This window comes from Paenibacillus sp. GCM10028914 (assembly GCF_042666275.1).
Taxonomy (GTDB): Bacteria; Bacillota; Bacilli; order Paenibacillales; family Paenibacillaceae; genus Paenibacillus_AQ.
Map to the genome: position 1 here is coordinate 285,016 of NZ_JBHTFO010000002.1, position 23,614 is coordinate 308,629.

Annotated in this window: 25 protein-coding genes; 24 read left to right on the forward strand and 1 reads right to left on the reverse strand. The window is 44.4% G+C overall.

The features are described 5' to 3' along the window. Positions 1-30 precede the first annotated feature (30 nt). From ACFQV5_RS01980 to ACFQV5_RS02090, 23 genes are all read left to right on the forward strand, one after another. Positions 31-624, forward strand: coding sequence for an FHA domain-containing protein (locus tag ACFQV5_RS01980; RefSeq protein ID WP_379243086.1), 594 nt, complete (start codon positions 31-33; stop codon positions 622-624). Positions 625-655: 31 nt separating this feature from the next. Beyond that, entirely contained in the window at positions 656-1,174 is a 519-nt protein-coding gene (locus tag ACFQV5_RS01985) for an FHA domain-containing protein (RefSeq protein ID WP_379243088.1), read from the forward strand. 11 nt (positions 1,175-1,185) lie between these two features. Then, on the forward strand, positions 1,186-2,025 hold the full coding sequence (locus ACFQV5_RS01990) for a PP2C family protein-serine/threonine phosphatase (protein WP_379243090.1): 840 nt from the start codon (positions 1,186-1,188) through the stop codon (positions 2,023-2,025). A 26-nt stretch (positions 2,026-2,051) separates the two neighbouring features. Further along, positions 2,052-3,833, forward strand: a complete 1,782-nt coding sequence (locus tag ACFQV5_RS01995) for a PP2C family protein-serine/threonine phosphatase (protein WP_379243092.1) — start codon at positions 2,052-2,054, stop codon at positions 3,831-3,833. Next, the gene (locus ACFQV5_RS02000; RefSeq protein WP_379243094.1) at positions 3,830-5,131 is read left to right on the forward strand and encodes a normocyte-binding protein; all 1,302 of its coding nucleotides are present in this window, start codon (positions 3,830-3,832) and stop codon (positions 5,129-5,131) included. Before ACFQV5_RS01995 ends, ACFQV5_RS02000 begins: the two co-directional genes overlap by 4 nt. After that, entirely contained in the window at positions 5,128-5,817 is a 690-nt protein-coding gene (locus tag ACFQV5_RS02005; protein ID WP_379243096.1) for an iron-dependent peroxidase, read from the forward strand. Before ACFQV5_RS02000 ends, ACFQV5_RS02005 begins: the two co-directional genes overlap by 4 nt. Before the next feature lie 22 nt (positions 5,818-5,839). Beyond that, a complete protein-coding gene (locus ACFQV5_RS02010; RefSeq protein ID WP_379243098.1) occupies positions 5,840-8,485 on the forward strand; it encodes a molecular chaperone in 2,646 nt (881 codons plus the stop codon). 29 nt (positions 8,486-8,514) lie between these two features. Next, positions 8,515-9,294: a DNA and RNA helicase gene (locus ACFQV5_RS02015; RefSeq protein WP_379243100.1), complete on the forward strand. Its 780-nt coding sequence runs from the start codon at positions 8,515-8,517 to the stop codon at positions 9,292-9,294. Between the two features lie 50 nt (positions 9,295-9,344). Further along, positions 9,345-10,010, forward strand: coding sequence for a hypothetical protein (locus ACFQV5_RS02020; protein WP_379243102.1), 666 nt, complete (start codon positions 9,345-9,347; stop codon positions 10,008-10,010). After that, complete coding sequence (locus tag ACFQV5_RS02025; RefSeq protein WP_379243104.1) at positions 10,007-11,437, forward strand: hypothetical protein; 1,431 nt, start codon at positions 10,007-10,009, stop codon at positions 11,435-11,437. Before ACFQV5_RS02020 ends, ACFQV5_RS02025 begins: the two co-directional genes overlap by 4 nt. Before the next feature lie 31 nt (positions 11,438-11,468). Beyond that, a complete protein-coding gene (locus tag ACFQV5_RS02030) occupies positions 11,469-12,560 on the forward strand; it encodes a pentapeptide repeat-containing protein (protein WP_379243106.1) in 1,092 nt (363 codons plus the stop codon). Positions 12,561-12,578: 18 nt separating this feature from the next. Further along, a complete protein-coding gene (locus ACFQV5_RS02035) occupies positions 12,579-13,124 on the forward strand; it encodes a hypothetical protein (RefSeq protein ID WP_379243108.1) in 546 nt (181 codons plus the stop codon). A 25-nt stretch (positions 13,125-13,149) separates the two neighbouring features. After that, positions 13,150-13,584 carry a DUF4280 domain-containing protein gene (locus ACFQV5_RS02040; protein WP_379243154.1) on the forward strand — a complete coding sequence of 145 codons (435 nt, stop codon included), beginning with the start codon at positions 13,150-13,152 and terminating at the stop codon, positions 13,582-13,584. 37 nt (positions 13,585-13,621) lie between these two features. After that, positions 13,622-16,528, forward strand: a complete 2,907-nt coding sequence (locus tag ACFQV5_RS02045) for an HNH endonuclease (RefSeq protein WP_379243110.1) — start codon at positions 13,622-13,624, stop codon at positions 16,526-16,528. Continuing rightward, positions 16,525-16,977, forward strand: coding sequence for an SMI1/KNR4 family protein (locus ACFQV5_RS02050; protein ID WP_379243112.1), 453 nt, complete (start codon positions 16,525-16,527; stop codon positions 16,975-16,977). The genes ACFQV5_RS02045 and ACFQV5_RS02050 overlap by 4 nt, the downstream gene beginning before the upstream one ends. A 15-nt stretch (positions 16,978-16,992) precedes the next feature. Beyond that, the gene (locus ACFQV5_RS02055) at positions 16,993-17,478 is read left to right on the forward strand and encodes an SMI1/KNR4 family protein (RefSeq protein WP_379243114.1); all 486 of its coding nucleotides are present in this window, start codon (positions 16,993-16,995) and stop codon (positions 17,476-17,478) included. Between the two features lie 247 nt (positions 17,479-17,725). Then, the gene (locus ACFQV5_RS02060) at positions 17,726-18,343 is read left to right on the forward strand and encodes an ADP-ribosyltransferase (protein ID WP_379243116.1); all 618 of its coding nucleotides are present in this window, start codon (positions 17,726-17,728) and stop codon (positions 18,341-18,343) included. Between the two features lie 24 nt (positions 18,344-18,367). After that, positions 18,368-19,153 carry a hypothetical protein gene (locus ACFQV5_RS02065; protein ID WP_379243118.1) on the forward strand — a complete coding sequence of 262 codons (786 nt, stop codon included), beginning with the start codon at positions 18,368-18,370 and terminating at the stop codon, positions 19,151-19,153. 27 nt (positions 19,154-19,180) lie between these two features. Further along, on the forward strand, positions 19,181-19,789 hold the full coding sequence (locus ACFQV5_RS02070) for a pentapeptide repeat-containing protein (protein WP_379243120.1): 609 nt from the start codon (positions 19,181-19,183) through the stop codon (positions 19,787-19,789). 150 nt (positions 19,790-19,939) lie between these two features. Further along, positions 19,940-20,389 carry a hypothetical protein gene (locus tag ACFQV5_RS02075; RefSeq protein WP_379243123.1) on the forward strand — a complete coding sequence of 150 codons (450 nt, stop codon included), beginning with the start codon at positions 19,940-19,942 and terminating at the stop codon, positions 20,387-20,389. A 478-nt stretch (positions 20,390-20,867) separates the two neighbouring features. Continuing rightward, the gene (locus ACFQV5_RS02080) at positions 20,868-21,302 is read left to right on the forward strand and encodes an SMI1/KNR4 family protein (RefSeq protein ID WP_379243125.1); all 435 of its coding nucleotides are present in this window, start codon (positions 20,868-20,870) and stop codon (positions 21,300-21,302) included. 12 nt (positions 21,303-21,314) lie between these two features. Next, a complete protein-coding gene (locus ACFQV5_RS02085) occupies positions 21,315-21,773 on the forward strand; it encodes an SMI1/KNR4 family protein (protein WP_379243127.1) in 459 nt (152 codons plus the stop codon). 177 nt (positions 21,774-21,950) lie between these two features. Next, positions 21,951-22,160 carry a hypothetical protein gene (locus ACFQV5_RS02090; protein WP_379243129.1) on the forward strand — a complete coding sequence of 70 codons (210 nt, stop codon included), beginning with the start codon at positions 21,951-21,953 and terminating at the stop codon, positions 22,158-22,160. A 67-nt stretch (positions 22,161-22,227) separates the two neighbouring features. Here the strand turns inward: ACFQV5_RS02090 and ACFQV5_RS02095 are convergent, their stop codons facing one another. Next, the gene (locus ACFQV5_RS02095; protein WP_379243131.1) at positions 22,228-22,707 is read right to left on the reverse strand and encodes a hypothetical protein; all 480 of its coding nucleotides are present in this window, start codon (positions 22,705-22,707) and stop codon (positions 22,228-22,230) included. Positions 22,708-23,028: 321 nt separating this feature from the next. Between ACFQV5_RS02095 and ACFQV5_RS02100 the strand changes: the two genes are divergently transcribed. Next, a complete protein-coding gene (locus ACFQV5_RS02100) occupies positions 23,029-23,202 on the forward strand; it encodes a recombinase family protein (RefSeq protein WP_379243133.1) in 174 nt (57 codons plus the stop codon). The last annotated feature ends 412 nt before the right edge of the window (positions 23,203-23,614 follow it).

A 23,614-nucleotide genomic window follows, 5' to 3' on the forward strand; every position in this document is an offset into this window, starting at 1 on the left:
GCATCATTATGAATATCGGAGGGAATATCGGTGAGAAATTTATCAGACTTGCCGGCGGGGCCGGAACATCTTCCTCGGCAGGGGCGGTCAGGATGGCTGATTGCTGTTGATTTCGTTATTGCTGCGGTAATCGTTGCGGCTTTGACTTATGTGTTTGTTTACAGCGGCAGCGAAGCTCTCAAGTGGTCGATGGGCATATTGTCAGCAGCCCTTCTTACAGGATATATCGTGTATTACTACCGGAGCCGGAAGATAGATCGTGTGGCTGACGAGGATACGCTCACCGGCATATCCAAGCTCATTCTTCTGAATGAGGATGGCGACAAAATCAAGGAGTGGTATATCCAGGGAGAGACTTCGGTGCTTATTGGCAAAAGCTCGCAGGACGGCGAAGCGGATGTGGATTTGTCGGATACAGAATATTCTTCGCTGATCAGCAGGCACCACGCCGTTCTGAACCGTGTAGCCGGTCTTTGGTATATCGAAGATGTGGAGTCTCGTAATGGCACAGGTATTCAGCGAAGCGGCAAAGGAGCCAGGGTCAAGATCGAAACGGATAAGCCTTGCAAAATCGAGAGCGACGATGTTCTATACATCGCCAATACTAAATTAATCGTCAAGTAATACTTACATATCTATTACGGAGGGGAAAATCATGAGTTTGTCCAGATGCTCTAACGGCCATATGTTCAGCACCCGAAAGCATGGTTCAACATGCCCATATTGTCATATCTCGGTTGATCAGCCAGTGAAAGGAGAGGTTCGCTCTTCTGTAGCTGACAATGATGAAAGAACGATGCCATACATGGGAGAGACGGAAGGTGTCAGTCCAGTAACAGGATGGCTTGTCTGTATTGAAGGTCCGCAGATCGGTCAGGATTACCGGATTATGGCCGAGAAGAATTTCATTGGTCGTGCTGAAGATATGCATGTCCGAATTATTGGTGATAATGCGGTCTCCAGACGAAATCATGCTGTTATTGTATACGACCCTAAGAAGAGAAACTTTTATCTGCTTCCTGGTGACGCTTCCGGTCTCGCCTATCATAATAATGAGGCCGTTTACTCACCGGTTGAACTGACACCGTACGATATGATTCAGCTCGGCAAAAGCAAATTTATTTTTATACCGCTGTGCGGCCGCCACTTTGAGTGGGAAAACACGGCAGGTTAAGGGGGAGCGCCATGCGTGAACCAGATTATATCCCATATATCATCGTTCTTCTATTCGTTATAGCGGTGCTGTTTCTCTTGATAGGGCGCCGCTGGATTCACACAGCTATGGGAAGACCATCCGTTGCTGTCGGAAATGGGCAGACGATCGGACGGCGAAACGAACAAGATGACTATTTCTCCAGCATATCAACCTCTAATGGAACCCTCGCCGTTGTTGCGGATGGGATCAGTGGACTGACGAATGGCCGTTTGGCGAGCACGGTTGCGGTGACCACCTTTGTAAGGGAGTTTGTCAGTCAAGACCGAATTACGGATCTGCCTGCTTTCTTCACGCAAGTGGCACGGCAAGCGAACCGGGAAATTCTTCATCAACTGAGAGGCGCCAGGGGAGGAACAACCCTCGTAGCGGCTGTGGTACATCATTCGCGTCTATATTGGGGAGCTGTGGGCGATAGCACGATCACTGTTTATCGTAACCGACAATTCATTTCGCTGAACCGGATGCACATTTTGGAGCAGGAATTGAAGCTTCGCTGTCTGGCAGGAGAGATCACCCGTGAAGCTGCGATAAGTCATCCCATGCGCAAACGGCTTGTGAACTACTTGGGCTTTGACGGATTTAAAAATCTGGATGTCTGTACAGAACCTTTCTTGCTTCAAAAAGGAGATAAGGTTATTTTGCTTAGCGATGGCGTGTATAACACGTTGTCGGAAGTAGAGCTAGAGGATATTTTATCGAGGGAGTTGTCTCCATTCGAAGCAGCTGAGCAGATGATCCACGCCATTGAGCAGAAAGGATTCAAATTCCAGGATAATGCCACGGTTCTAATTCTGGAGCAGCGTCATTAAAACATAAGAAAGTAGCGGGGGTTAGGATGAGAAGGGAAAATAGCGAGTTCCTGACAGGGTTCCTATCTGAGGAAGGAACGTCCATTACCAATAAAAACTACTTTGCCTTCATGCAGCTGGATGATATGGCTTGCTGGGTATTGGCTAACGGAATTGATAACGATGACGAGCTTGAAAGTGCAGAGACGGCTGTGAAAGTTCTGATGGAGTGTTTCGAAGAAAAGCCGACGATGTCCAGGTTTCGGTTGAAACGGTATCTGAATGAAGCACATGACATCTTGAAATACGAAAGCCAGCGGGTTCGTCTTAAAACCAGTCTAGTTATGGTAGTGACCAACTATAACAAAATGGTATACGCCGTTTCAGGAAACAACAGGCTGTATCATTTTCGCCATGGAAGATTGGATGGCAAGAGCAAGGATCAGAGCCTGGCTCAAGTGTTGGCGGATAAAGGCCGCATGACAGACGAAGCAGTGGATCACCATGAAGAGCGGCATAATCTGCTCAATTATTTAGGGGCACCAGACGGATTTAATCCATACATATCAAGAAAAAAGAGACTTAACGACGGCGATATCCTCTTGCTGCTCACTCCCGGAATGTGGGAGGGTGCGAATAGAGGGGAGATCCAATCGGCCGTCAGCTCGGCGGACGGTCCTAACAGTCTGGTCGATACACTGGAGGATATTCTTCTCAGCAAGCAGCGCCAGGTTGTTCCTAATTATACGGCTGCGGCCATTTATGCGAACAAGATTTATAAGGAAGATCCAACGAGAAGAAAAAAATATATCAAACTGGCATTCGCTGTTCTGATCCCGCTCATCTTGGTTGGCGGAGGCACTTATGTATATAAGGTGCGGGACGCGGCCCGTAAAGCGGAAGCAGCCGCAGGTATCGTCCAGCATGAACAGAATGGTGACACTTACATCGGAGATGAGAACTATGCGGAAGCTGTTAAGGAATACAGCGAAGGCCGTAATGATGCTATGAAGGTCAAGAATAAGCTGCATGCGACACTTCTTGGCAAGAAACTACGGGTTACTCAATTAATCACCGCAGGGGATGCATCCCTGAAGGAAGGGGATTATGACAAGGCTCTGGGAAGCTTCAGCAAAGCCCGGAAAGAAGCAGAGAATCTTTCAGTATTCTCACAGGATGTGCTGCTCGAGAAAGAAGAAGCTGCCCGTAACCTGCAGAAGGTAATGGAGCTTGTGAAGGATGGCGAGCTTAAGATGCAAGGTGGCGATTATGCCGGCGCCAAGCTGGTGCTGGAGAGAGCTCGCCTCGCATCGATCGAACATTCCCTCACCGGTACGGAGAAGAATATCAAGGGAATTCTCGACGAGGCCGATCTGAAGCTGCAAAGCATTGTCAGAGAGCAGAAGAAGCTGCAAGGCGAGAAGCTTGAGACCAAAGGCGATAAGAAGCTGGCTGGTCAGGATTATCAAGCGGCCATTGATTCTTATGTCATGGCTCAATCGGTTTACCAAGAAATCGATATGCTTGAAAAAGTTCTTGGGGTTGAGCGCAAGATTACCAAAGCAGAAGAGAAGCTGAATCCCACACCGACACTTCCTGCTGCGACTCCAGTAATTCAGCAGTCACCCGTTAATCTTGCTCCTACTGCACCCGTAACTGAAGGTATTAACAGCGCCGGAGCAGGCTTGCCCATTCAGTATACTTCACCAAATCTAGTTGGAACGAATGTCCCGAATGTTGACCAGTTATCAGCCGAGAACACGGCCGGAATCGCAGAAGAAGCAGCCGATCCTACACAGGAGCAGAGCAGCGAGGAGGCTGATTCATGAACAGCATGAAAGAACTGGTGCAGGAGAGGTTAAATCGGATGGAGGATCTCGAACAGAGAAGTCTCTTAAAGCAGATTATGAGCGGTCTGTTTCTGAATTTAGCAGAACACCAGCAGCAGTTGCATGATCAGCTTGAAGAACGAATAGAGGCTGAGCTCGCGCTGGAGGCAGACCGGTATCATATTTTTACAACAGTATGCGCCAGGGACGAAATAGATCCTCTACATGATTATCTGTTTCCGATCCGTATGGATGACATGAAGGCAGACCACCTGAATATGAAGCTGATATCGGAGCGCTTAAGGCAGGGAGAGCCGGTACGGCTCACTTCGGTTATGCTGGACTGCGGATTAGAGCGACTGAAGGAACTCGAATCCGAGAATCGGAGATTTAAGGGAATCATTCGGACGGCATCGCAGGAGAAAGAAATCGAATTATTTCTGAAACCAGATGATACGTATGTTAAAGAAATGGAGAAGCTTTATCAGCTCTTCCGGCTTAACCATCTGCCATGGAAGACGATAAATAATCCGTTTGCTTTTAAATTCTATGAAGTCATTCTGGGCGGTGAGGAGAGTGGCTGGGGAATTCCTGAGGATGAGATGATTGTGGAGATTTCGATTTATCTTGAGGAATACGAGCAATTTAAACGGACCGAAATGGTTCCGCTTTGGAATGTGCAGCCTTTGTTGATGAAGCCAGTCGGCTTTCCGATGCCTGCACGGGATAAGGTGAATTATGAGCATTCTTTTCCACTTCGAAAGACAGGAGTGGAGCATGGGTACTTGGTGGATCATGAACCTGATTTGATTCGTTATGTTATGCACCGAAAAGAGACATTAACGGTTGTATCTCCAAGAGACCGTGCCGAAGTGTGGCGGGCACTCCGTATTGTGAAGTTGCCTGAAGAAGACATGCTTATGAAATCCATGCGAATTTATAGCAATTTCCGAAATGAAGGATTCGTGGATGGTTATTCCCGTCGTCAGCCGGGAGCGGTTAAGACGAAGGGGGAAATCATGCGGATTATTCATGGCCTGGAAGCTTCCCGAGCGTTGCAGATTACGGATGTCCGTATTTCCGAAGCTGGAGAGAACCCAGCGGTTGTTACGTATGACATGAACCCGTTCATTGATGACCGAATCAGGGCGGAGTCTGGAAGACCCGTATTGGTCCTTGCTTTTAAGGGAGACAGCTCGGTGCAATCGCGGACAGAGCTGGAAGATGTAATGAGCTTTGTGGTATCGGAAGTACAGCTCTATTTTCCGGAATACCAATGTGTTGGGGGTTGGGCATGAACTACATCTGGGATTTGATGATTGCAGCTGAGCAAGCGGGCTTAACCAAACCGGATATTATATTTCGTCCAGCCCGCAGTTACTCACCTTACATGGAGCTTAGTCCGGATGAACTGAACGTCCAGACCTTCGACAAGACGATTGAGATCAATCCTCTATACCGTTTTGAACATATCTTAGGGGAATTGGCTTATCTGAATCCAAATGAAGAATCTGAGGTGCGGGAAGTTCTGTTTGATATCATCATCCATTTCCTCGCTGACATGGACCGAATGCAAGGAATGAGCAAGCGGGAATGTTATATTTCCATTCTAATTCGTGATCTGCAGGACGGTCGGTTCGGTGAACATATTCAGGAACATATCGGATTGTTCAATCGAAGAGAGCAAGAACGGATTGCGAACAACTTGCTTCGGCTGTATGAGACAGGAGAAGCTCTGCACTGGTATAAAGACACGATGCGTACTATTTTTCCGGCTTGCCGAATTTATGCACATTGCGAAGACAGGGACGAGCTTATTGTTGTCATAGGTGAAGAGGAGAGGCGAGATACGGTCCGTAAAGCTGAAGTGCTCCAGGAATTGCTGCTTCCGTTCCGATTTCATGTCGAGTACTACTGGAAGTATCATTTCGGCATGATGGATATTAATGAGACGATGATCATCGGGGCTACAGCCATTTATTAACGAGAAGAAGGGGATGACAAGCATGTTCTCATACCGGCTGCATACCGGGCGTGAAGCGAGGGATCCGGGTGTCGACCGCAAATATACGGAAAATGAACTGTCCGGCCTGACTACTTTTCAACTGCGGGAGATTTGTTATAGGGAAAAGCTAGTGCAGGGTTACATCAATACAATGGATCGAGATAAGCTCATTCGCACGATTTTGAAATACAGAGGCGCACAGAAGAGCCGCTTGATTTCAGGGAAAAAAGAAGGCGGATTTGAAAGACTTGAGATGGTCTTGTCTAAATACATGACCCAGCCGCTGTACGGTGAAGACAGCATTCAAGTACCTGCACGAATCATACTGTATCCCGGGCTTAAGGTAGACCGGCTGGATGGATATCAGGTATCGGCTGGATCTCTCCTCTCCGAATCTAATGTCCTTCTGGTGAATGAACATCAGCAGTTATGTGCGGTTCTAAATCTGGTCAAGGATGGAGAGCAGCCTGGAGTCTTCTGCCTTACGGCAGATCAGAATGCTGATATTCGCAAAACGCTCAACCGAAGCTATAGTCTGATGTTTTTCCGAGAGCAGGACTCAGATTATTTATATAGGACTTATTACGAAGAAGAGCCTTTGCCTCCTGCGAATCTGTATTTCTACCGTATTCCGGTATCTGAGCTGGAGATTAGAGAACTGGAAGAGACGGATACGGTGCTCGCCATTGATTTTGGGACAACCAATACAACAGCTGGAGCATATCTGGATATGAGACATACCGGTTCATCTGCTGCTGCAGACATGATCAACGACCGGATTCGGCCAGATGCAGTCAATTATGTTTCATTTCCTGATCGGACGGGCAGAACCGAGGAGTGGATTGAGCTGCTTCCTACCGTCATTGCGGTTAAAGACTGCTCTGATCCGGACCGAATGGAGTACACTTACGGATTTGATGCATTGAAACTGATGCGAAGCAGCGGTTACAGCTCCCATTGTTCTGTATTCCATGGATTAAAGCGCTGGGTGAATGATTACGATCGTACCGAAGAGGTCATGGATGAACAGGGCAATATGGCCGTGATCAAGCGTAGTGACATGATCCGTGCCTATCTTTTGCATGTTATCGCCATGGCAGAGCACCAATTCAAATGCCGATTCCGTCATTTGCATATTTCAAGTCCGGTTAAGATGAAACCTCAATTCAGCCAGATGTTCGCGGAAGTCCTGCCGGAGTACACGATCGAGAGTGAGAAACAGCTGGATGAAGGGTTATCTGTACTGTTTAACACGATATCCGATCAGATCGAGAACAATACGTTTTTGGACGGGGAGACTTACAAAGCACTGGTCATTGATTGCGGCGGAGGAACGACAGATTTATCTTCCTGTGACTTCAGGATAGAAGACGGCCACATCTCCTACAAAATTGATATTAACACTTCGTATGAGAACGGAGATACGAACTTTGGCGGCAACAATATTACGTTCCGAATTCTTCAATTTATGAAGATTGTGTTTGCTTCCTGTTACCGCGGTGGAAGAACAGAAGCAGATATTGACCGATTGATTGATGTTCCGTCCAACGACATATTCCGCTATGTGGATGAATTCGGTGTTCATGCCGTGTACGAGAACTTTGAAGCAACATATCGTGAAGCCGAAGACATCATTCCTACATATTTTAAACGTTATGAAAACCGCTCCCGTGAGGATTATCTCAGGGTACGGAACAACTTCTACTTCCTGTGGGAAATGGCTGAGAGCATGAAGAAGGAGTTCTTTCACAGGACGGGAATTTTGCGGAATCGTTTCCAAGGCAATGAAGAAACACGGCAGGAGAATGATCTTAAAATTACGGCGCTCGACAAATGGTATCTGTCCATCCTCGAGAACGGCGAATTCAGAGAAGTGTATCAGTATCCGGATGTGGTGTTCAACATTAAGGAAATCAACCACCTGATCAAGGCAGATATTTATGAGATTGTCCGCAAATTCCTGGACGATTTCTATCGACAGGGAACACTCCAGGATTATTCGATTATCAAGCTGACAGGCCAGTCCTGCCGGATCGATGTATTCCGGGAAGCGCTCAAGGAGTTCGTACCTGGCAGAAGTATCGAATTTAAACAAAAGTCGGCCGAAGCCGGTCAGGTTCCTGAGCTTAAACTCGCCTGCTTGCGCGGTGCACTTCGCTATCTGAGCGCACGAAATGCCGGGAAGATCGAAGCAACTATTTCGCATCATGCACCGGTTGTTCCTTATTCAGTAACAGCTTACACACATAACGGACAGGAAAGAGCGCTTGTAAGCAGCCTCGAACGACTGAACTCCATTCATGGATCGATTTCCCGTCCTGCTGATGTGAGTCAGATTGAACTCTTTCTTAAGGATAGTGAAGGCGGCCTCAGACATAAATATGTATACACCAATGATTCATCCCGCTACCGATCCGTTATGTACAGCCAGATTGAACAGGAGTATGGCGAGCATATTCCGCAAGATGAGACGGACTCCATTATGAACGGGGAAGTTAAGTTTTTTGTATTCTCGGGCAACAATCACTGGGGATTCCATGTCGTTCCCGTGGCACGGCAGAATGAACAGCTATCGATCGGACCGAAGTCATTTTTTGCATTCGAGAATGATTTGTCGGAGCTGGACTTTTTTGACGGATTGAAATAATCGGCAGATGTGAAAGGAGGAATGAAGCCTTGTTACACAATCATTATCCTGTATTCACCAAAGGCAGAATCCTCAAGCTGGAGATGCTGGAGAATCTGAGAGACTATCCCCGCTGGATGCTGGACATTCTGCACACTGATTTATCGGATGGGATTGTAGCAGGCATGGATATCACGGTAAGAGAGAACACGCTAATGATATCCAAGGGAGTCATCAAACAGGCCGGAAAAGTCTATGTGATAGAAGAGGAGCAGCAGATCAGCTACGCATCTCATGGTACGGAACAGGTGCTGCGGATCAGGTGTCTGCCTGAGCAGCACGGGAAGGATTTCATGGCCTACCCGGTGGAGATTGTACTGGACGGCCGGTCTGCCGATCCTTCATCCGAGCTTGAGCTTGCCCGCTTTAAGCTGAAGCCCGGAGCGAGCCTGCGCTCGTCCTATGAGAGCTTCGCTGATTTTGCTACGGAGTTTAATACATTAAATCGTATTTATGCAGCATATGCTTCACTGGATAAGAGTACGTTTTATCCGGATGCACTGCGGTATTTTGCGCGAATGGTTATGGATGCCGGAGGGGGGCAGGCCAATGATTATGCGTTTGCCATGCAGGTTCTTTCCAGTGAAAGGCCGACTTGCCGCGATGCTGTACTGTATTATATCGGAATCCGTCTTGGTACGGGCTATCGGACGCTTGATAACGGACAAATTCATAAATATCTGAACCGAATTCTTGAGGAAATCCGAAGCGGTTCAAGGGGAAGAAACGATTATCGAGGAAGCGGGATACAGCGGATGCTGGTGGATTGATTAGAGGGTAGATGAAGGGATGCGAGAACGGGAAAGGAAGGTGATCAATCATGAATCAACATCATATAGACGAGACAATAATCGCGTTGACCCACAGCCTTGAGGGAGCTGATGAATCGGCTGCTGAGGAGAAGAAAGTGGCGGACGAGACCTTGGAAGAGGTGGATGTACACCGGGCATTTCTCACAATCGACGGAGAGACGATTCCGTTTCAGACTGTTACCGTTCTGGACGGTAAGCTGTCGCTTCGGATACCGAAGACATTTCGTCTAATGAGGCCGGAGGAAGCAAGGCTGAAGTATCCATCCGAGCACAGGCCTGAGTTTATTTTTACAGATGAGACACACACGCTTAACCTTGCTTTTAACCTCACCTCTACGTTGCTTGACGAAAGTGAGCTGGAAGACTTTCAGCAAGCGATGTGCCAAATGATGCGCAGCACACAGCCTATTGAACGCTGGCTTGGAGAACATGAGGAGATCATCGACGAACGAAAGACGGGAGCATGTGAATTTGTAATCCCTACGCTGAACAGCAGTGTGTATAATCTGATGTTATTTGCATCCGTCAATGATCGAGCTCTGTTAATTACATTCAACTGCTTGGAGGAACAGCAGCCTGAATGGAAACCGGTAGCACAGGCTATGCTTCGTTCCATTAGGTGGAATGCCGGTGATATCCATAATGCCGCATTACAAGGAGGAATCGGACGATGAGCGCAGTCTCTGTCATTACGTATGGGAATTTACAGGTGACTCCTTATCAGCTTGTCAATTTGCAGGAGCTATCTCTGGTCAAAGAAATTAATGAGCATGCCAGGCTTCGCTTTACCGGTATCATCCCGGAGGAAATGCAGCACAGTTATGTGGAGATGACGGATCAGGATACGATTGTGGAAGTGAGTCAGCTTGATGGGCAGGGCGAGTCTCAGGCTCTGTTCAGCGGAATCGTCCTTGGGATCGAGGTCAAGATGGTTCGCGGGATTTATTATCTCGAGGTGGAAGCTGTGTCTCACAGTTATAAGCTGGATGTTAAAAGAAAGAGCCGTTCCTTTCAGAATACCGGAATGATTTACGGCTCTATGCTGGATATTGTGGCACAGGATTATCCTGATATCGATATTTTGGATGATGCGACAGGCGGGAAAGCGCTTGGCAAATTTACGATGCAGTATTTTGAGACCGATTGGGCTTTCTTGAAAAGGATCGCATCCCGTTTTCATACTGGGCTGGTTCCTGCGACGACCTTTGACAAGCCGAAGCTGTTTTTTGGAATGCCAGAAGGCGGCGTGAAGGGGAATCTAGATAACTATCATTATACGGTTAGAAAACAAATGGGCTCATACCGTACGGCGGTGGAGAATCATAATCCTTCGCTAGAAGAGAACGACTTCATCTATTACGAGGTGGAGACGCAGGAACAGGTGCTGAATATCGGTGATGCCGTCCGGTTCAAGGACAAGATGCTGATTGTGAAGGCGGCACATACAGAGATGAAGAATGGTCTGTTGAAGCACTTATATACGCTTTGTACGCGTAAAGGATTAAGTCGTCCGGAGTTGTTCAATGAACCCGTTACTGGTGTGTCAATTCAGGGGAAGATCATTGAGGTCGTTCAGGATACGGTGAAGGTCCACTTAGAGATCGACAAGGAGCAGAATCCTGGGGAGGCATATCGTTTTCCTTATTCGTCGGTCTATACGGCAGAGGGGAACAGCGGATGGTATGTCATGCCTGAGAAGGGAGACACCGTTCGTGTCTACATTCCATCGAACAAGGAAGATGATGCGATCGCGCTAAGCTCGGTACGTCAGGATAAGGCGGAAGGGACGAATAACAAGCTGGGTAATCCGGACAATAAATTTTTCCGTACAGCTTCCGGTAAAGAGCTGATGCTCACACCTTCCGAAGTATTGATTACAGCCAAGGATGGGGATATCTTCATTCGTCTCAGTGATACGGACGGTATACAGATCAGCAGCAGCCAGAAGATTCAGATTATCGCCAAGGAAGACATCATGATGGAATCACAGAAGAAGATTTTGATTTCCGCTGGCGAAGAGCTGAGCATTACCTGCAAGGAGAGCAATATCAAGATGGACGGCAATACAGAGATCGTTGGACAGGAATTGAAGACGAACTGACTTCAGGTTGGGTCATGATGGGAGTGTAAGCATGAACAAACAGGAGTTATTGAGAGAGTTCGATGAACAGAAAGCTGCGCCGCTGCGGCATCAAATGCTGTTACAGATTGAAGAAGCTTATCAGCGAAAAGGGGAGGTATTCGCGGCCGAGTGGGCTGAATCTTTCCGCCGCCTATGCCGGAATGTAGGGGCTATTCAGCGGGCAGGCCGCAAAGGCCCTGTTTCATATATTACCTATTCCCTGCTCCGTACCCAGCTCGCTGCTGGACGTTCGGTATATCGGATTGAAGCTGCGGATGAATCATGGTTTCTAGACTCTTCGCCATACCGTGATACCTATGATTCTGCCTGGGCGTTCGATTATCTCCATCAATATAGGAGGGAGATCGCTGAAGCAGCAAGGCCTTATGCCGGACAGATCGGAGCAGCAGATTTGGATTGTATGCTGCAGCGAGAGGCTGCACAGGTTCATGCCTATATCATCGGTATCGGGCGGCTGGCTATGGAAGAAGCCTCGGCATCCGCAGAGTTCGCTCAGCTTGAAATGACCGAGGTATTCGAGGTTCGTGTCGGTGAATACCTCGATGTTAGCGAGGTTGTATATAAACGGGACAGAACAATTAAGGATACAGATGCGGTGCGAATATCTTTGAACCGTCCTGAGAGAAGCAATGACTATGCCTATGAAGACCTTCGGAAGCTCGATTTAACTGAGCTGTCGGGCCGTGAGTCGGATCTGCGATATGCCGATTTATCAGGTTGTGAACTAGAAGCTGCTGTGCTGGCGGAATCGGTTCTGCTTGGGACGGTTTTTGCTGGAAGTTGTATGAAAAATGCGGATCTATCGCACAGTCTCATTGCAGAAGCGGATTTCCGGGGCTGCGACCTGCGCGGTACGAGCTTCGCTGGTGCTCTCGGAATGAAGGGCAGACCAGAAGCAACGATCTGGACCATGCCAGGATACCGGGCGGTTGATTTCCGCGGGGCGAATCTGGAAGGAGCGGATTTTCGAGGCGCGGCGCTCAACGGCGCCTTGTTTACAGGGGCTCGGCTGGAAGGAGCGGATTTTACGGGGGCGGATCTTCAGGATGCGGTATTTGATCGCTTGCCCGTAGAGCGGTGATGAGAGGAGGGAATGAAGATGGAATATTTCGTGTTGGAGCGGGATGATCGTGTAATTGATGTCATCACCCCGGTGTGGGAACAAGCCGTTTGGAACAAGCAACCGGGGAAAGATGGGCTGGATCAAGGCGGAAATGCGGGAATGCTTCATCTCAGGTCTGGAAAAGGCGAATATCCGGATTATCTGGACTCTCCCGTTCCACTATTATCGAATCGCTTAAAGTATCTAGTGGATATGGCGGCACCGGGTGTGCTGAAAAGGCCTGTTGTCATCGGGAATCCAGAATTGCTTAGGCAGGAGCTGTACTGGGTCATCTCCCCTCCGGTACTGGATGTACTCGGAGAGAAGACGGAGTTTAATAAGGACGGCACCATATCAAGGATTTTCATCGATAAGGAAAAAGCCGGGAGGCATACGCTGTTCCGGCCAAAGGGAATACGAGAGCCTATCATCATCGTAAATCTTGCACTGGCCGAAGCGTTTCTTCGCAGAGAAAGCATCGGTTTTTGTCTTAAGTCTGTGGAAGTTGAAGAGCGGAAGGGAGAGTTGGTTGAGAATGCTTAGAAGAATGGCTCCGAATCCCATTAGCATGGGAGAACCGGAAAAAAGCTATGTTGTCGCGGGAGCAGTTCTGACCTGCTCTTTCGGTACACAAGCGGTTGCATTGACGATGCCTGTTAGTCACGGCGTGTTTATTAAGGACAAGGCTCAGATGAATATCCAGGATTATCAACCTATGTTGAATATCAAGCCTTTCGGCAATTGCCGCAGCATGAGCAATCCCGCTGTACAGGCTGCGAATACACCTGCTCCCGATCCTGACAATCCGGATGCAGAGCTAGAGCCAATGATTGTGGACGGCTGGGTGCGAAAAGCACCATGCACACCGATCATAACGATGCCTTGGATGGGCGGTAAGGATGATGTGTTGATCGAGAATGAGCCGGCACTGCTGAACACCTGCAGGAACAGCTGTATGTACTGTGGAGAGATCACGATTGTTGATGACGGCCAGGAGGCTTAAACGGTTGAAGAATGGTTCCATGTAAAGGGGGAGTCTTATGGAAACAGCTGTAAAGCCTTCGGGATACGGGGAAGTGCAGCTTGTAGCTCCGTTCGAAATACAGACGCTTCATGAGCTGACCATTGAGCGAAGGGTAAATGAGCATGCTCGCCTGAAGCTGACGGGTACGATCCCGGAGGAGATGAAGGAAGCTTGTATTGAATCAGATATTTCGTCTAACAACATATTGGTGAGTCTGCGCCGGGAGGGCGAAGATGTACGCAGGCTGTTTTGCGGCGAGATCACCGAACTTACGGTCAGGCATGTACGTGGTGTATATAGGGTTGAACTGGAAGCTTTATCGCTGACCAGCCGGATGGATATCCGGAAGAAGAACCGCTCTTTTCAGAATACAGGAATGTCTTATGATGAGTTGTTAGATCACATCATTCGAGAATACCCGGGTGCTGATTCGATCACTGTAGCGCCGGAAGCCGGGAACCTGGATCAATTCACCTTGCAATACAGGGAAACGGATTGGGAGTTTATGAAACGGCTTGCGTCCCGGTTCGGCACGGTACTGATTCCAGAAGCGACTGCCGAGAGCGGGCCGAAGTTCTGGTTTGGTGTTCCGGAAGGAAACGTCTGCCGTCTGGAGGAAGAACCGGGTTTTGCCGCCGGGCGGATATGGGAGCAGCGGGGGCCGGATGGCGGGGTGCTCGGAGATCTTGACGAGACTCCCGTGTCCCCATATACCGTGGTGAGCGACCGATATGTCCAATTGGGTGACCGGATTGATTTTCAAGATCAGGAGCTGACGGTTGCAGGTTCCACCGCAGTGATGGATGGTGGACAAATTCGTTTCGAATACACCCTGATGCCTGAAGAGGGTATCCGTCAGAAGCCAGTATACAACACGGCGATTACTGGCGCATCCCTGGAAGGCCGGATCATTGATGTGAAGCAGGATACGGTACGGCTGCATTTGGATATCGATGATTCTCAGGCTAAGGACAATGCCGTCTGGTTTCCGTATTCATCTGTATATACGGCCGAAGGTAACAGCGGTTTTTACTGCATGCCGCAGCCAGGCGATGCCGTACAACTATACATACCAGGCTTTAAAGAGGAGAAGGCATTGGCACAGGGATCGGTGCGCAAAGGAGGAGGAAGCTCCCCAAAAACGCAGGATCCGAACATGAAGACCTGGGGAACCAACCACGGCAAAGAAATGCAGATGGGTCCCAATCATATGTCGCTGATCGCCAAAGAGGGAAGTTTGTTCATTAACTTGGATGCCGGAGAAGGTATTCAGATCGTAAGTGATAGCACAATTATGGTGATGGCACAGCAGGATATCGAGCTGACGGCGGAGAAGAAGCTAGAGATAACTGCGGAAGAAGCGATCTACCTGTTGTGTAAGGAAAGTAGCCTCATTCTGGACGGAAAAGCAGACATACAGGGAACGGAAGTCAAGCTGGAGGGCCTGATCAAAGGGCCGGTCTTCGTACCGGATCTGCCGCCAGTGCCGGAACCGGAAGACCCTCCGCCACCGCAGCTACCGCCCCCGCCGGAGAAGAAGAAGGGCTTCTGGGACAAGATGCTGGACGGCGTACAGGTAGCCTTGGATGTCGTGGGTATGATCCCCGGCGTAGGCGAAATTGCGGACCTCACGAATGCCGCCATCTATACCGCACGTGGCGACTACACCAATGCAGCTCTGTCCGCAGCCGCAGCCATTCCATTTGCAGGTTGGGCAGCAACAGGAGCGAAGTTCGTGAACAAGGGCGCAAAAGCGCTCAAAGCTGGGGCGAAATACGGCGATGAAGCGCTAAGCGTTGCCAAGACAGTGCAAAAAACCGGAGACGCGGCAGCTAACACGGCGAAATTCGCACCATCTCCTGGCAAGGTCAAGACTGCAGCACGGAAGATAGAAGAGATTAAAGAACAGTTCAGTGACATACAGAAGATGAAAGACACCATGAAGGGCATGGCGATCGGATTCGCTGTCGGGGCCAGCCAGGAAATGGTCTTAAATGCGGGCCTAGAAGCTCTGAGTGAAGTCATCGATGAAAGATATGCAATGGCCATTGGCATGGTCTTAGGCTTAGGCGGCGGTGGCGGCAAGAAGAGGGGCGGCGGCAGCAACAACGGCATTGCCTCAGGCGGCGGTTCGAGTGGTGGCTCTGGTGGTTCTGGTGGCGGCAAGCCGCGGAAGGATAAGGATGGAAAGAAGAAGGACACGCCGACTAAGGATAAGGATGAAAAGCCAAAGGACAAGCCGCTTAAGGATCGGGATAAGGATAAAGATAAAGGAAAAGATGAGAAAGAGCGGGAAAGAGAAGATAGGGACGATAGGGAAGATAAAAATAAACGTGAAAGAAAGGAAAAGGAGAAGTTAGGTTCTGAAGGTAGTAAACCATCCAAAGAGGAATTTGATAAATTAGTAGATAAATCAATGGAAGATGCAGCGGATAGCTTGCCACCGTATACTAGGAAAGCGCTAGAACCGAAAAAATTCAAGAAAAAAACTGAAAATGACGATGGAACAGTAACTTATACATTAGAAAAAAACGGTAAGGAAATTAAAGTGACTTATGATCAGAAGGGCAACGCTATATTCAATTCGAAATACGATACGTCTCTTCCCAAAAAACTATATTTGGCTGGGGACACAGAACAATTTAGTTACTGTTCACGGGATATTTATGAAAGAGCGATGAAAGATCCGAAGCTGAAGGAGCGATTTACAAAAGAAGAACTAGAACTATTTAAAAAGGGAGAGAAACCTGATTATTATACATGGCACCATCACCAGGATAGTGGGAGAATGCAATTAGTTGATTATACCGAACATTTGGCCTCACATACTGGTGGTAGAGCATACTGGGGTGGAGGAAATAAAGCAAGAAGTGGTAAACTAAAAAAAGAAATTATTAAAGAATTAATGGAGAAAATGTTATGAGGATAACTTGGGAGCGAGTAGTCGGAGAAGTATCAGAAGATATTATAAATAAAGTTGAAAGAACATATGACATAGTATTCCCTAAGGATTATAGGGAGTGTGTCATTAGAAATAATGGTGGGCATCCTAAACCAAATATATTTTTCTACAAAGATGAGGGAGAGGGAGTATTTGAACATTTACTAAGCTTCACAAGCGAACCGAACATAGTTGTCGTTTATGAATTTATTCGTGATTATATGCCAGAGGGTATATTCCCATTTGCAACTGATCCTTTTGGTAACCAATTATGTTTTGATTATAGAAAAAATAAGGATTCACCATCCATTGTGTTTCGTGATCATGAAGAAATAGGTGAAGAAGGAATAATAGAATTATGCGATACTTTTTCTGAACTGCTAGAAACATTACACGAAGACAATGATGATTTTTATGAATTTAAGAGTTAAGGAAGGGGATAAGTTATGAAAATTAATGATTTTGAGTACTCTTTTCCTTCAGTAAACATGCAGGATATTGAATTATTCGAAATGAAATATGATTTTTCTCTGCCAAATGATTATAAACAATTCTTGTTACTAAGTAACGGTGGGAAACCGGGACCACGAAGAAGGTTTATTACAAATGATGAACTAAAAGAAGGCGAGGTTGAATCTTCTATTCTTTTGTTCTTCCCTTTGACAGATGAAGTAGAGTCTAATTTGGAGAAGAAATATCAAGTGTATACTAATTCAAATGTAATTCAAAAAAAATATCTGCCAATAGGTGAAACACCACGTAACAATATGGTTTGTATGGTCATAGATGGGGATGAGAAGGGGAGCTTGTATCATTTCGATATGGGATATGATGATTACTTAGATAAAAGTCTTGAGGTAGAAGCTGAGCATATTAGATTAATTACAAGAAGTTTTAATGATTTTATTAATGGGTTATTTACAGCGAAATAATAATTGGATGTTTCAATTAGAGAAGGGATTGGGGTATTTAGAAGCTGACTCAAAGCGGTCTTTATTATATAGGACTGTTTATATACCTTTGAGCAAACTATTTTAATAAGAGCGCGCGATCAGCAAGCACCCCTCTAAATATCTTGACAAAGAACTGATAATATTAAGAAGCTTACTCCAACTTAACTATGGTTAGGAGTGAGCTTTTTTTATATCAAAACTCTAAACTGAACAAGATTATAGAAAGTTGATTGACGAGGCCGAAGCACGTGGTGATAGCAAGGCCGCTGATGATTTAAGATACGAACGTTACTGTACAGATAAAGAAGCTAAGGGTGAGGTTCCGAGGAGCCGCGAAGATTGGAATATTACAAAGGAAAGATTGAATAAAAATGCTAGTCGTGGAAGAGAAGAAGAAAGGAAGGGAAGAGAGTCACTGGAACAACATCTGGGTCGTCCACTAAAAGACAACAATGCAAAAGACAACAATGAAGATAAGGTGAAAACATTTACATCTAGTGAAGGACATATAACGCGACCTGATAGTATTGGGATGAATAAAAATGATGAGATAGAAATAGTACACGATCATAAGCACCATACTGGTGAGGGCGATCAAGTTATTTACAATGATCCACAGATGCGGGCACAAAAGGAAATGGCGAAGGCTGGTAAGGACGGACGTCATATAGTGACAATGTCAAGTGACAATCCAGATTTATATGGTGTGCCTCCGAAACCAAGACCAAGTACTCCTCTGGGTGTTGACAGCGAGATATATTATACCGATCCTTCTAGTGGTACAGTAACTCATAAATGGGTAGTTAATATGAAAACTGGAAAAGGTAAATGGGTGAAGCTATAAATTGAATTGGAGGTATTTGAAACTATGAGTGAATTACCTAAAGTTTTTGGCATTTCTATGTTTCCTAATGTTGAATTAGAAGATATAGATGTAATAGATAGTATATTAAATGTTTTTGAATCAAACGATTATTTTAAACCAACTTCATGGGGAAATAGTGAGCTGGTAAAGGTTGATTATGACCGTGATGAGATTAGGGAAAGGATTAATTTGAAACAACCAAGGTTTTCAGAGCTATACCTTCAGCGAGCAAAATCAATAGAGTATTCGGGAAGAGTCGATCTCATATCAAATTTCAGAAATTATTTTGGTTTTTATTTCAAAAAAATACCCAAAAAACTTTGGCCTGAATTTTATGAACTATCAGACAAAATTGCAAGGGTTATTAAGCCGAGGTATGGAATTACTCATGGTTTTTGGCCAGGTCCTGAGACGTGGCAAACTGAACGTGAGCGTTTAAATATATGGATGGATTTTTGCTCTCAACCTGCTCCTGTTACCTTCGGACCGTGTGGTCCGACGGGAATGGGAACTCGAACTTATTTTAGCGGAGATATACTTGATTTATTTGGTAGAGATGTGATCAGGAATATCCCAGCCAACGTGACAGACTTGGATTGGGGAGGTGTTCGAATTGATCTTGTAGAAAAGCCTTGGGAGGCAGATGCTAATGAAGTACTTGATCGCTGGATTGGTGTAATGGAGTATTTGGAACCATATGAAGTATTCGCTATACCCACCTTTAGTGAAGATAAGAGCTCCGTTTTTTTTGATTCAAACGTAGCATGGAAAAGATATATGAAGAAATAACAAATGCTGAGACGAGGAGGAGAAATAATGGCTGATCAAAGAAGCGAAAGAGAGGAGATACTTTCTAAGTTAGCGGATTCTGTATATAAAAATGAAATAGTTGAATTAATAGATATTTCGAGTATGGATTTTACTTTTTCAGATCTTTCTGAAGTCATGGCTGATCGAATGACAGCTACAGGTGCTAAATTAAGGGCAACCGTTTTTATCAGAGCGTCTTTTCGTGATTGTGACTTTGATTCCGCTGACTTAAGAAGCTGTAATTTTGAACATGTTGATATTGCAGATTGCTTTTTTAGGGATGCAAACTTCTATAAATCAACCATGAGATTTGCAAGCATAAATATCAGTTTTTGCGACAGAGCATGTTTTGATGAGGTTGATCTAACCAATGGAAACTTACTTGACACCGCGTTTAATGGTAGTACATTTCGAAACGCAAATCTATCAGGTGTCAATGCAAAGGATGCAAACTTCAGAGATGTCGATTTCACTGGTGCAAATCTTGCTTATGGAAATTTCGAAGGAGCGAATTTTATTAATGCAAAATTGGATGGTGTAAAGTGGGCAGGAGCGAATATTATTGGGGCCAGGTTTGATGAAGGGGTACTAGAATTGATCCAAAAAGAGTTGTAATTAAAATATTTTAGAATATTTATTGGTCAGTCAAAAGTTTTTCATCTCTAAATGCTCAGTGTTATGGTGTTTTTTAGAACAAATACAAGACTACATTGATTTGGCAAAAAATAAATATGGAATCGAAATCAGATTTAGGGAGGAGTAAACGTGTTAGATAAAGATATTGTTTTTGTTTTAATGAATATCAAGTTTATTGAAAGATATAAGGAGATAGCTAAAAAGTATTTGTTTAATGCTAATGAGAGTTTCGAAAACTATGATAGTGATGAAGTACAAAGTATTATTAATGACTTAGGGTATGAGGTTTCGTTTAACAAAAAGGAGAAATTCTTTAGGATTATAGAATCCTACAGTCCTTATAGGTTTCAATTCAATATCTCCTTGAAATACGGTGCTGCTGAGTTTATATGGTCTGTATGGAAGGATTCAGAACTAAAGATGGGTGGGACATGGGGAATACTAAAAGAACAATTAGATGGATTAGAGAATGACAAAGTGAGAAAACCAATATTCCGTAATTATGAAGAACTGAAAGAAATATTAGCTGATGCGTTTTCGATATACGAAGATTTTAAACGTGAGTATAGTGCAATATAAAAAAACAGTGATTGAAAGGTTTGTAAGATGATCAATTCAATATATTATACTACAAGAAAGAAAGGAATCCAATCAGACAGTCAGTACATATGGTAGCAATATGATGAGGAATTACTCCAACTTTAGAACAATCATAGAAAAAGATTGAACTGAAAAATACATATAACAACTATCTAAGGCTTATTCCAATTTGACGATAAGGAGGAATGAGCTTTTTGTTTACATAAAAACTCCGGTTGTTAAAAGGTTATTATGATGGAACAACAGGGGGGATCGGTTGAAAAAAATATAATACTAAAGATATTAACTCCCATAGGAGGTTTTAAAGTGTATAGGGTATACAATGAGAATAATGTAAAAGTAACTGTGACAGAGAAATAGTTGGAGGCTTATTCGGATAAAGATGGTACAGGTCAAACTGCTACGGGGTGTCAGGACGATCTGGGAAATTGAAAAATAAAATACTGGAGTTGTTAACATGGGATTAGAAAAATGGACTTTTGTAGAGGAGTCAGTTGATGATGCTACTATAGCTTTAGTTGAACAACTTTTTGAAGTGACCTTCCCTAGAGATTATAAGGATTGCATCAAAAAATTTAATGGTGGTTACCCTGAGCCTAATAACTTTGATTATGATAACGGCGCACAAGGAGTATTCAATGATCTGATTAGTTTTACAAATAGTGAGCTAAACATTACCATGTTTCATTATCTTTCAGAGGATTCGATTACCAAGGGAATTATACCATTTGGTAGAGACCCGTTTGGCAACTTAATTTGTTTTGATTATCGTTATACCAAAGAATCTCCATCGATTGTATTCTATGATCATGAAGAAGTAGGGGACGAATCTATAACGCTCATTTGTGAATCTTTTTCGGAACTTCTAGATAAATTATATTCTATGAAATAGTAGGTGGTTTTTGTGAATATTGAATTTGAGTTTTCATTTGAACCAGTTGATAAAAATAATATTAAAATTTTTGATGAAACGTATAATCTTAATCTACCAGATGACTATAAGAATTTTCTTCTTTGTCATAATGGTGGGAAAACGGTTAGAAGAAGGTTTGAAACAAATGATAAGACAATAACGTCGTCAATCATGTTATTTCTTCCACTTAGTAAAGAAAAAGATGATGAATTAGAATATTTTTTCAAAAAGTACAATTTGGGCAATATAGTCCCATCCAATTTTATACCCATTGGGATAGATCCTGCAGACAGCCTTATTTGTATGTCTGTCAGTGGGAAAGATAGAGGTTCCATTTACTTCTGTGATATGGATTATTTTTCAGAAGATAACGAATTGAAAAAAGAGTGCATTAGATTAATTACTCCTAGTTTTAGTGATTTTGTAAATACTCTTTTTAAGCCCAATTAATTCCGATATCTAGGGATTCGGGCTTTGTGAGAGGAATTTATTAATATCTCTTAGTAAATTCGTAAGACAATGAAGAAAACCTTGATTGAGTACTAGTCTCTCAATCAAGGTTTTTCATTACTTTCCGCAGCCGTAGCCATTCCTTTTGCGGGCTGCGCGGCTACAGGAGCGAAGTTCGTGAACAAGGGTGCGAAAACGCTCAAAACTGGTACGAAGTACGGCCATGAAGCGCTAGGCGTTGCCAAGGCAACGCAAAAAGCGGGCGAGACCTATTCAAGTGCTACTAAAACAATAACTTTTTCCGGTGTTCAAGGGGGTACTTATGCTTTGAAAATAAAAAATATTGGAGTTACCACTGCTAGTGGATATGGATCAATCAACGATTAAGTAAAACAAGAAGGCCAAGAAGGAGTCATTGTCGAAAACAATGGCTCCTTCTTTATGAAATGAAATACTATTTTGATGAACTTGATGGAACATCAGTATCAGTCGGGTTTTCATCATTTAAGGTTTTATTTAAGAGCAACGAATTGGGATAATTTTTAAGAAATTCTGCTTCATCTACTTTTAAAAAAAACTCGCCTTCAAAAATTAGTTGATTCGTAGTAGGCCCGATTTGATTTAAATTTCTTGCTATCTCCGATTCCTTAAAGATACTTTGTTCATCTGCTCGCAAGAACATGCCATGAGGTGTATATAGTTCACTATAATTCCCTTTTGCGATTTTTGATTCTACGGATTCTACGTTTTTTACTGATTCTTCGGATTCTACGGATTTCACGTTATTTGTTGAAAAATTAGTGTTAACAGGATTTTTAACTGTCTTATTTACGGTTTCCATTTCTGGATAGGTCTCTGCTTTTGAATTCGATATTAATACCACTCCTGAAATAATAGTCACTGCAAAGGCTATTAAATATATTTTTTTAAACATATTACCCCGCCCTTTCTATACCAATAATTATTTCCTACTTTAAAACATTATATTCACCAACATGTTGAACGAATTGATAAGGTCTGTGAAGGAAAAGATTAAACTATAAAATGTTTCATTTTCCTAATTTTATTATACTTGCTTTCTGAGAGAGAGCAAAAAAATTCAAAGAACAATTTCCTGATAGTGATCGTGGCTTACATGAGAGAAACTGATCCCAGCACTCTTTGGAAACGGGTTCGCTCAACATTATGTTCAATACCTTTAGTCTCCGTAAAGGTATAATCAACAAAAGATCAGAACGAAGATAGACAAATAACAGTGCTACGAGAACAGGGCATTCCGGATGAATACATATTTATTGACAAGGCCAGCGGAAGAAATTTCGATTGGCCTGAATATAAGCTCCTGAAGCGTATTTTGCGTGAAGGCGATATCTTGTTTGTTAAGTCTATCAATAGAATAGGTTTGGCCGTAACAAGCAAGAGATCCTAAAAGAGTGGCAATGGTTAATTGATGCCAAGATACACGTTGTTGTGATCGACCTTCATTCCTATTCTTGATACAAGGAAGTATGAAGACCTGGAAGAGGATCGGTCAGCTCATTATGGATTTAGTCCTTAGATTCTGAGTTGGCTGGCTGAAGAAGAATGTAAAGGGATTAAACAGGCACAAGCTGAAGGAATTGCTGAAGCAAAAAAGAAGGGAAAACACCTGGGGCGTCCGCAGATCAACCTGAATACTCTTTACGCCTGGGCAAAAGGGCATACTGGATTCGGAGTATCCGCGCTGGAAAGATAATGAGTTATCCGATGTAGAATTTATGAAGAAGCTAGAGCTGAAAAAAAACACTTATTACAAGATTATAAGAGAGTATGAAAATCAATTCATATTACGAACATGAAAA

What these genes read in the sequence shown, in the direction of transcription:
- ACFQV5_RS02000 (WP_379243094.1), top strand. Translation starts at nt 3,830, where the DNA reads ATGAACAGCATGAAAGAACTGGTGCAGGAGAGGTTAAATCGGATGGAG.
- ACFQV5_RS01990 (WP_379243090.1), top strand. Translation starts at nt 1,186, where the DNA reads ATGCGTGAACCAGATTATATCCCATATATCATCGTTCTTCTATTCGTT.
- ACFQV5_RS02020 (WP_379243102.1), top strand. Translation starts at nt 9,345, where the DNA reads ATGAATCAACATCATATAGACGAGACAATAATCGCGTTGACCCACAGC.
- ACFQV5_RS02055 (WP_379243114.1), top strand. Translation starts at nt 16,993, where the DNA reads ATGAAAATTAATGATTTTGAGTACTCTTTTCCTTCAGTAAACATGCAG.
- ACFQV5_RS02065 (WP_379243118.1), top strand. Translation starts at nt 18,368, where the DNA reads ATGAGTGAATTACCTAAAGTTTTTGGCATTTCTATGTTTCCTAATGTT.
- ACFQV5_RS02005 (WP_379243096.1), top strand. Translation starts at nt 5,128, where the DNA reads ATGAACTACATCTGGGATTTGATGATTGCAGCTGAGCAAGCGGGCTTA.
- ACFQV5_RS02010 (WP_379243098.1), top strand. Translation starts at nt 5,840, where the DNA reads ATGTTCTCATACCGGCTGCATACCGGGCGTGAAGCGAGGGATCCGGGT.
- ACFQV5_RS02080 (WP_379243125.1), top strand. Translation starts at nt 20,868, where the DNA reads ATGGGATTAGAAAAATGGACTTTTGTAGAGGAGTCAGTTGATGATGCT.
- ACFQV5_RS02095 (WP_379243131.1), bottom strand. Translation starts at nt 22,707, where the DNA reads ATGTTTAAAAAAATATATTTAATAGCCTTTGCAGTGACTATTATTTCA.
- ACFQV5_RS02050 (WP_379243112.1), top strand. Translation starts at nt 16,525, where the DNA reads ATGAGGATAACTTGGGAGCGAGTAGTCGGAGAAGTATCAGAAGATATT.
- ACFQV5_RS02030 (WP_379243106.1), top strand. Translation starts at nt 11,469, where the DNA reads ATGAACAAACAGGAGTTATTGAGAGAGTTCGATGAACAGAAAGCTGCG.
- ACFQV5_RS02040 (WP_379243154.1), top strand. Translation starts at nt 13,150, where the DNA reads ATGGGAGAACCGGAAAAAAGCTATGTTGTCGCGGGAGCAGTTCTGACC.
- ACFQV5_RS02035 (WP_379243108.1), top strand. Translation starts at nt 12,579, where the DNA reads ATGGAATATTTCGTGTTGGAGCGGGATGATCGTGTAATTGATGTCATC.
- ACFQV5_RS02025 (WP_379243104.1), top strand. Translation starts at nt 10,007, where the DNA reads ATGAGCGCAGTCTCTGTCATTACGTATGGGAATTTACAGGTGACTCCT.
- ACFQV5_RS01995 (WP_379243092.1), top strand. Translation starts at nt 2,052, where the DNA reads ATGAGAAGGGAAAATAGCGAGTTCCTGACAGGGTTCCTATCTGAGGAA.
- ACFQV5_RS02070 (WP_379243120.1), top strand. Translation starts at nt 19,181, where the DNA reads ATGGCTGATCAAAGAAGCGAAAGAGAGGAGATACTTTCTAAGTTAGCG.
- ACFQV5_RS02045 (WP_379243110.1), top strand. Translation starts at nt 13,622, where the DNA reads ATGGAAACAGCTGTAAAGCCTTCGGGATACGGGGAAGTGCAGCTTGTA.
- ACFQV5_RS01985 (WP_379243088.1), top strand. Translation starts at nt 656, where the DNA reads ATGAGTTTGTCCAGATGCTCTAACGGCCATATGTTCAGCACCCGAAAG.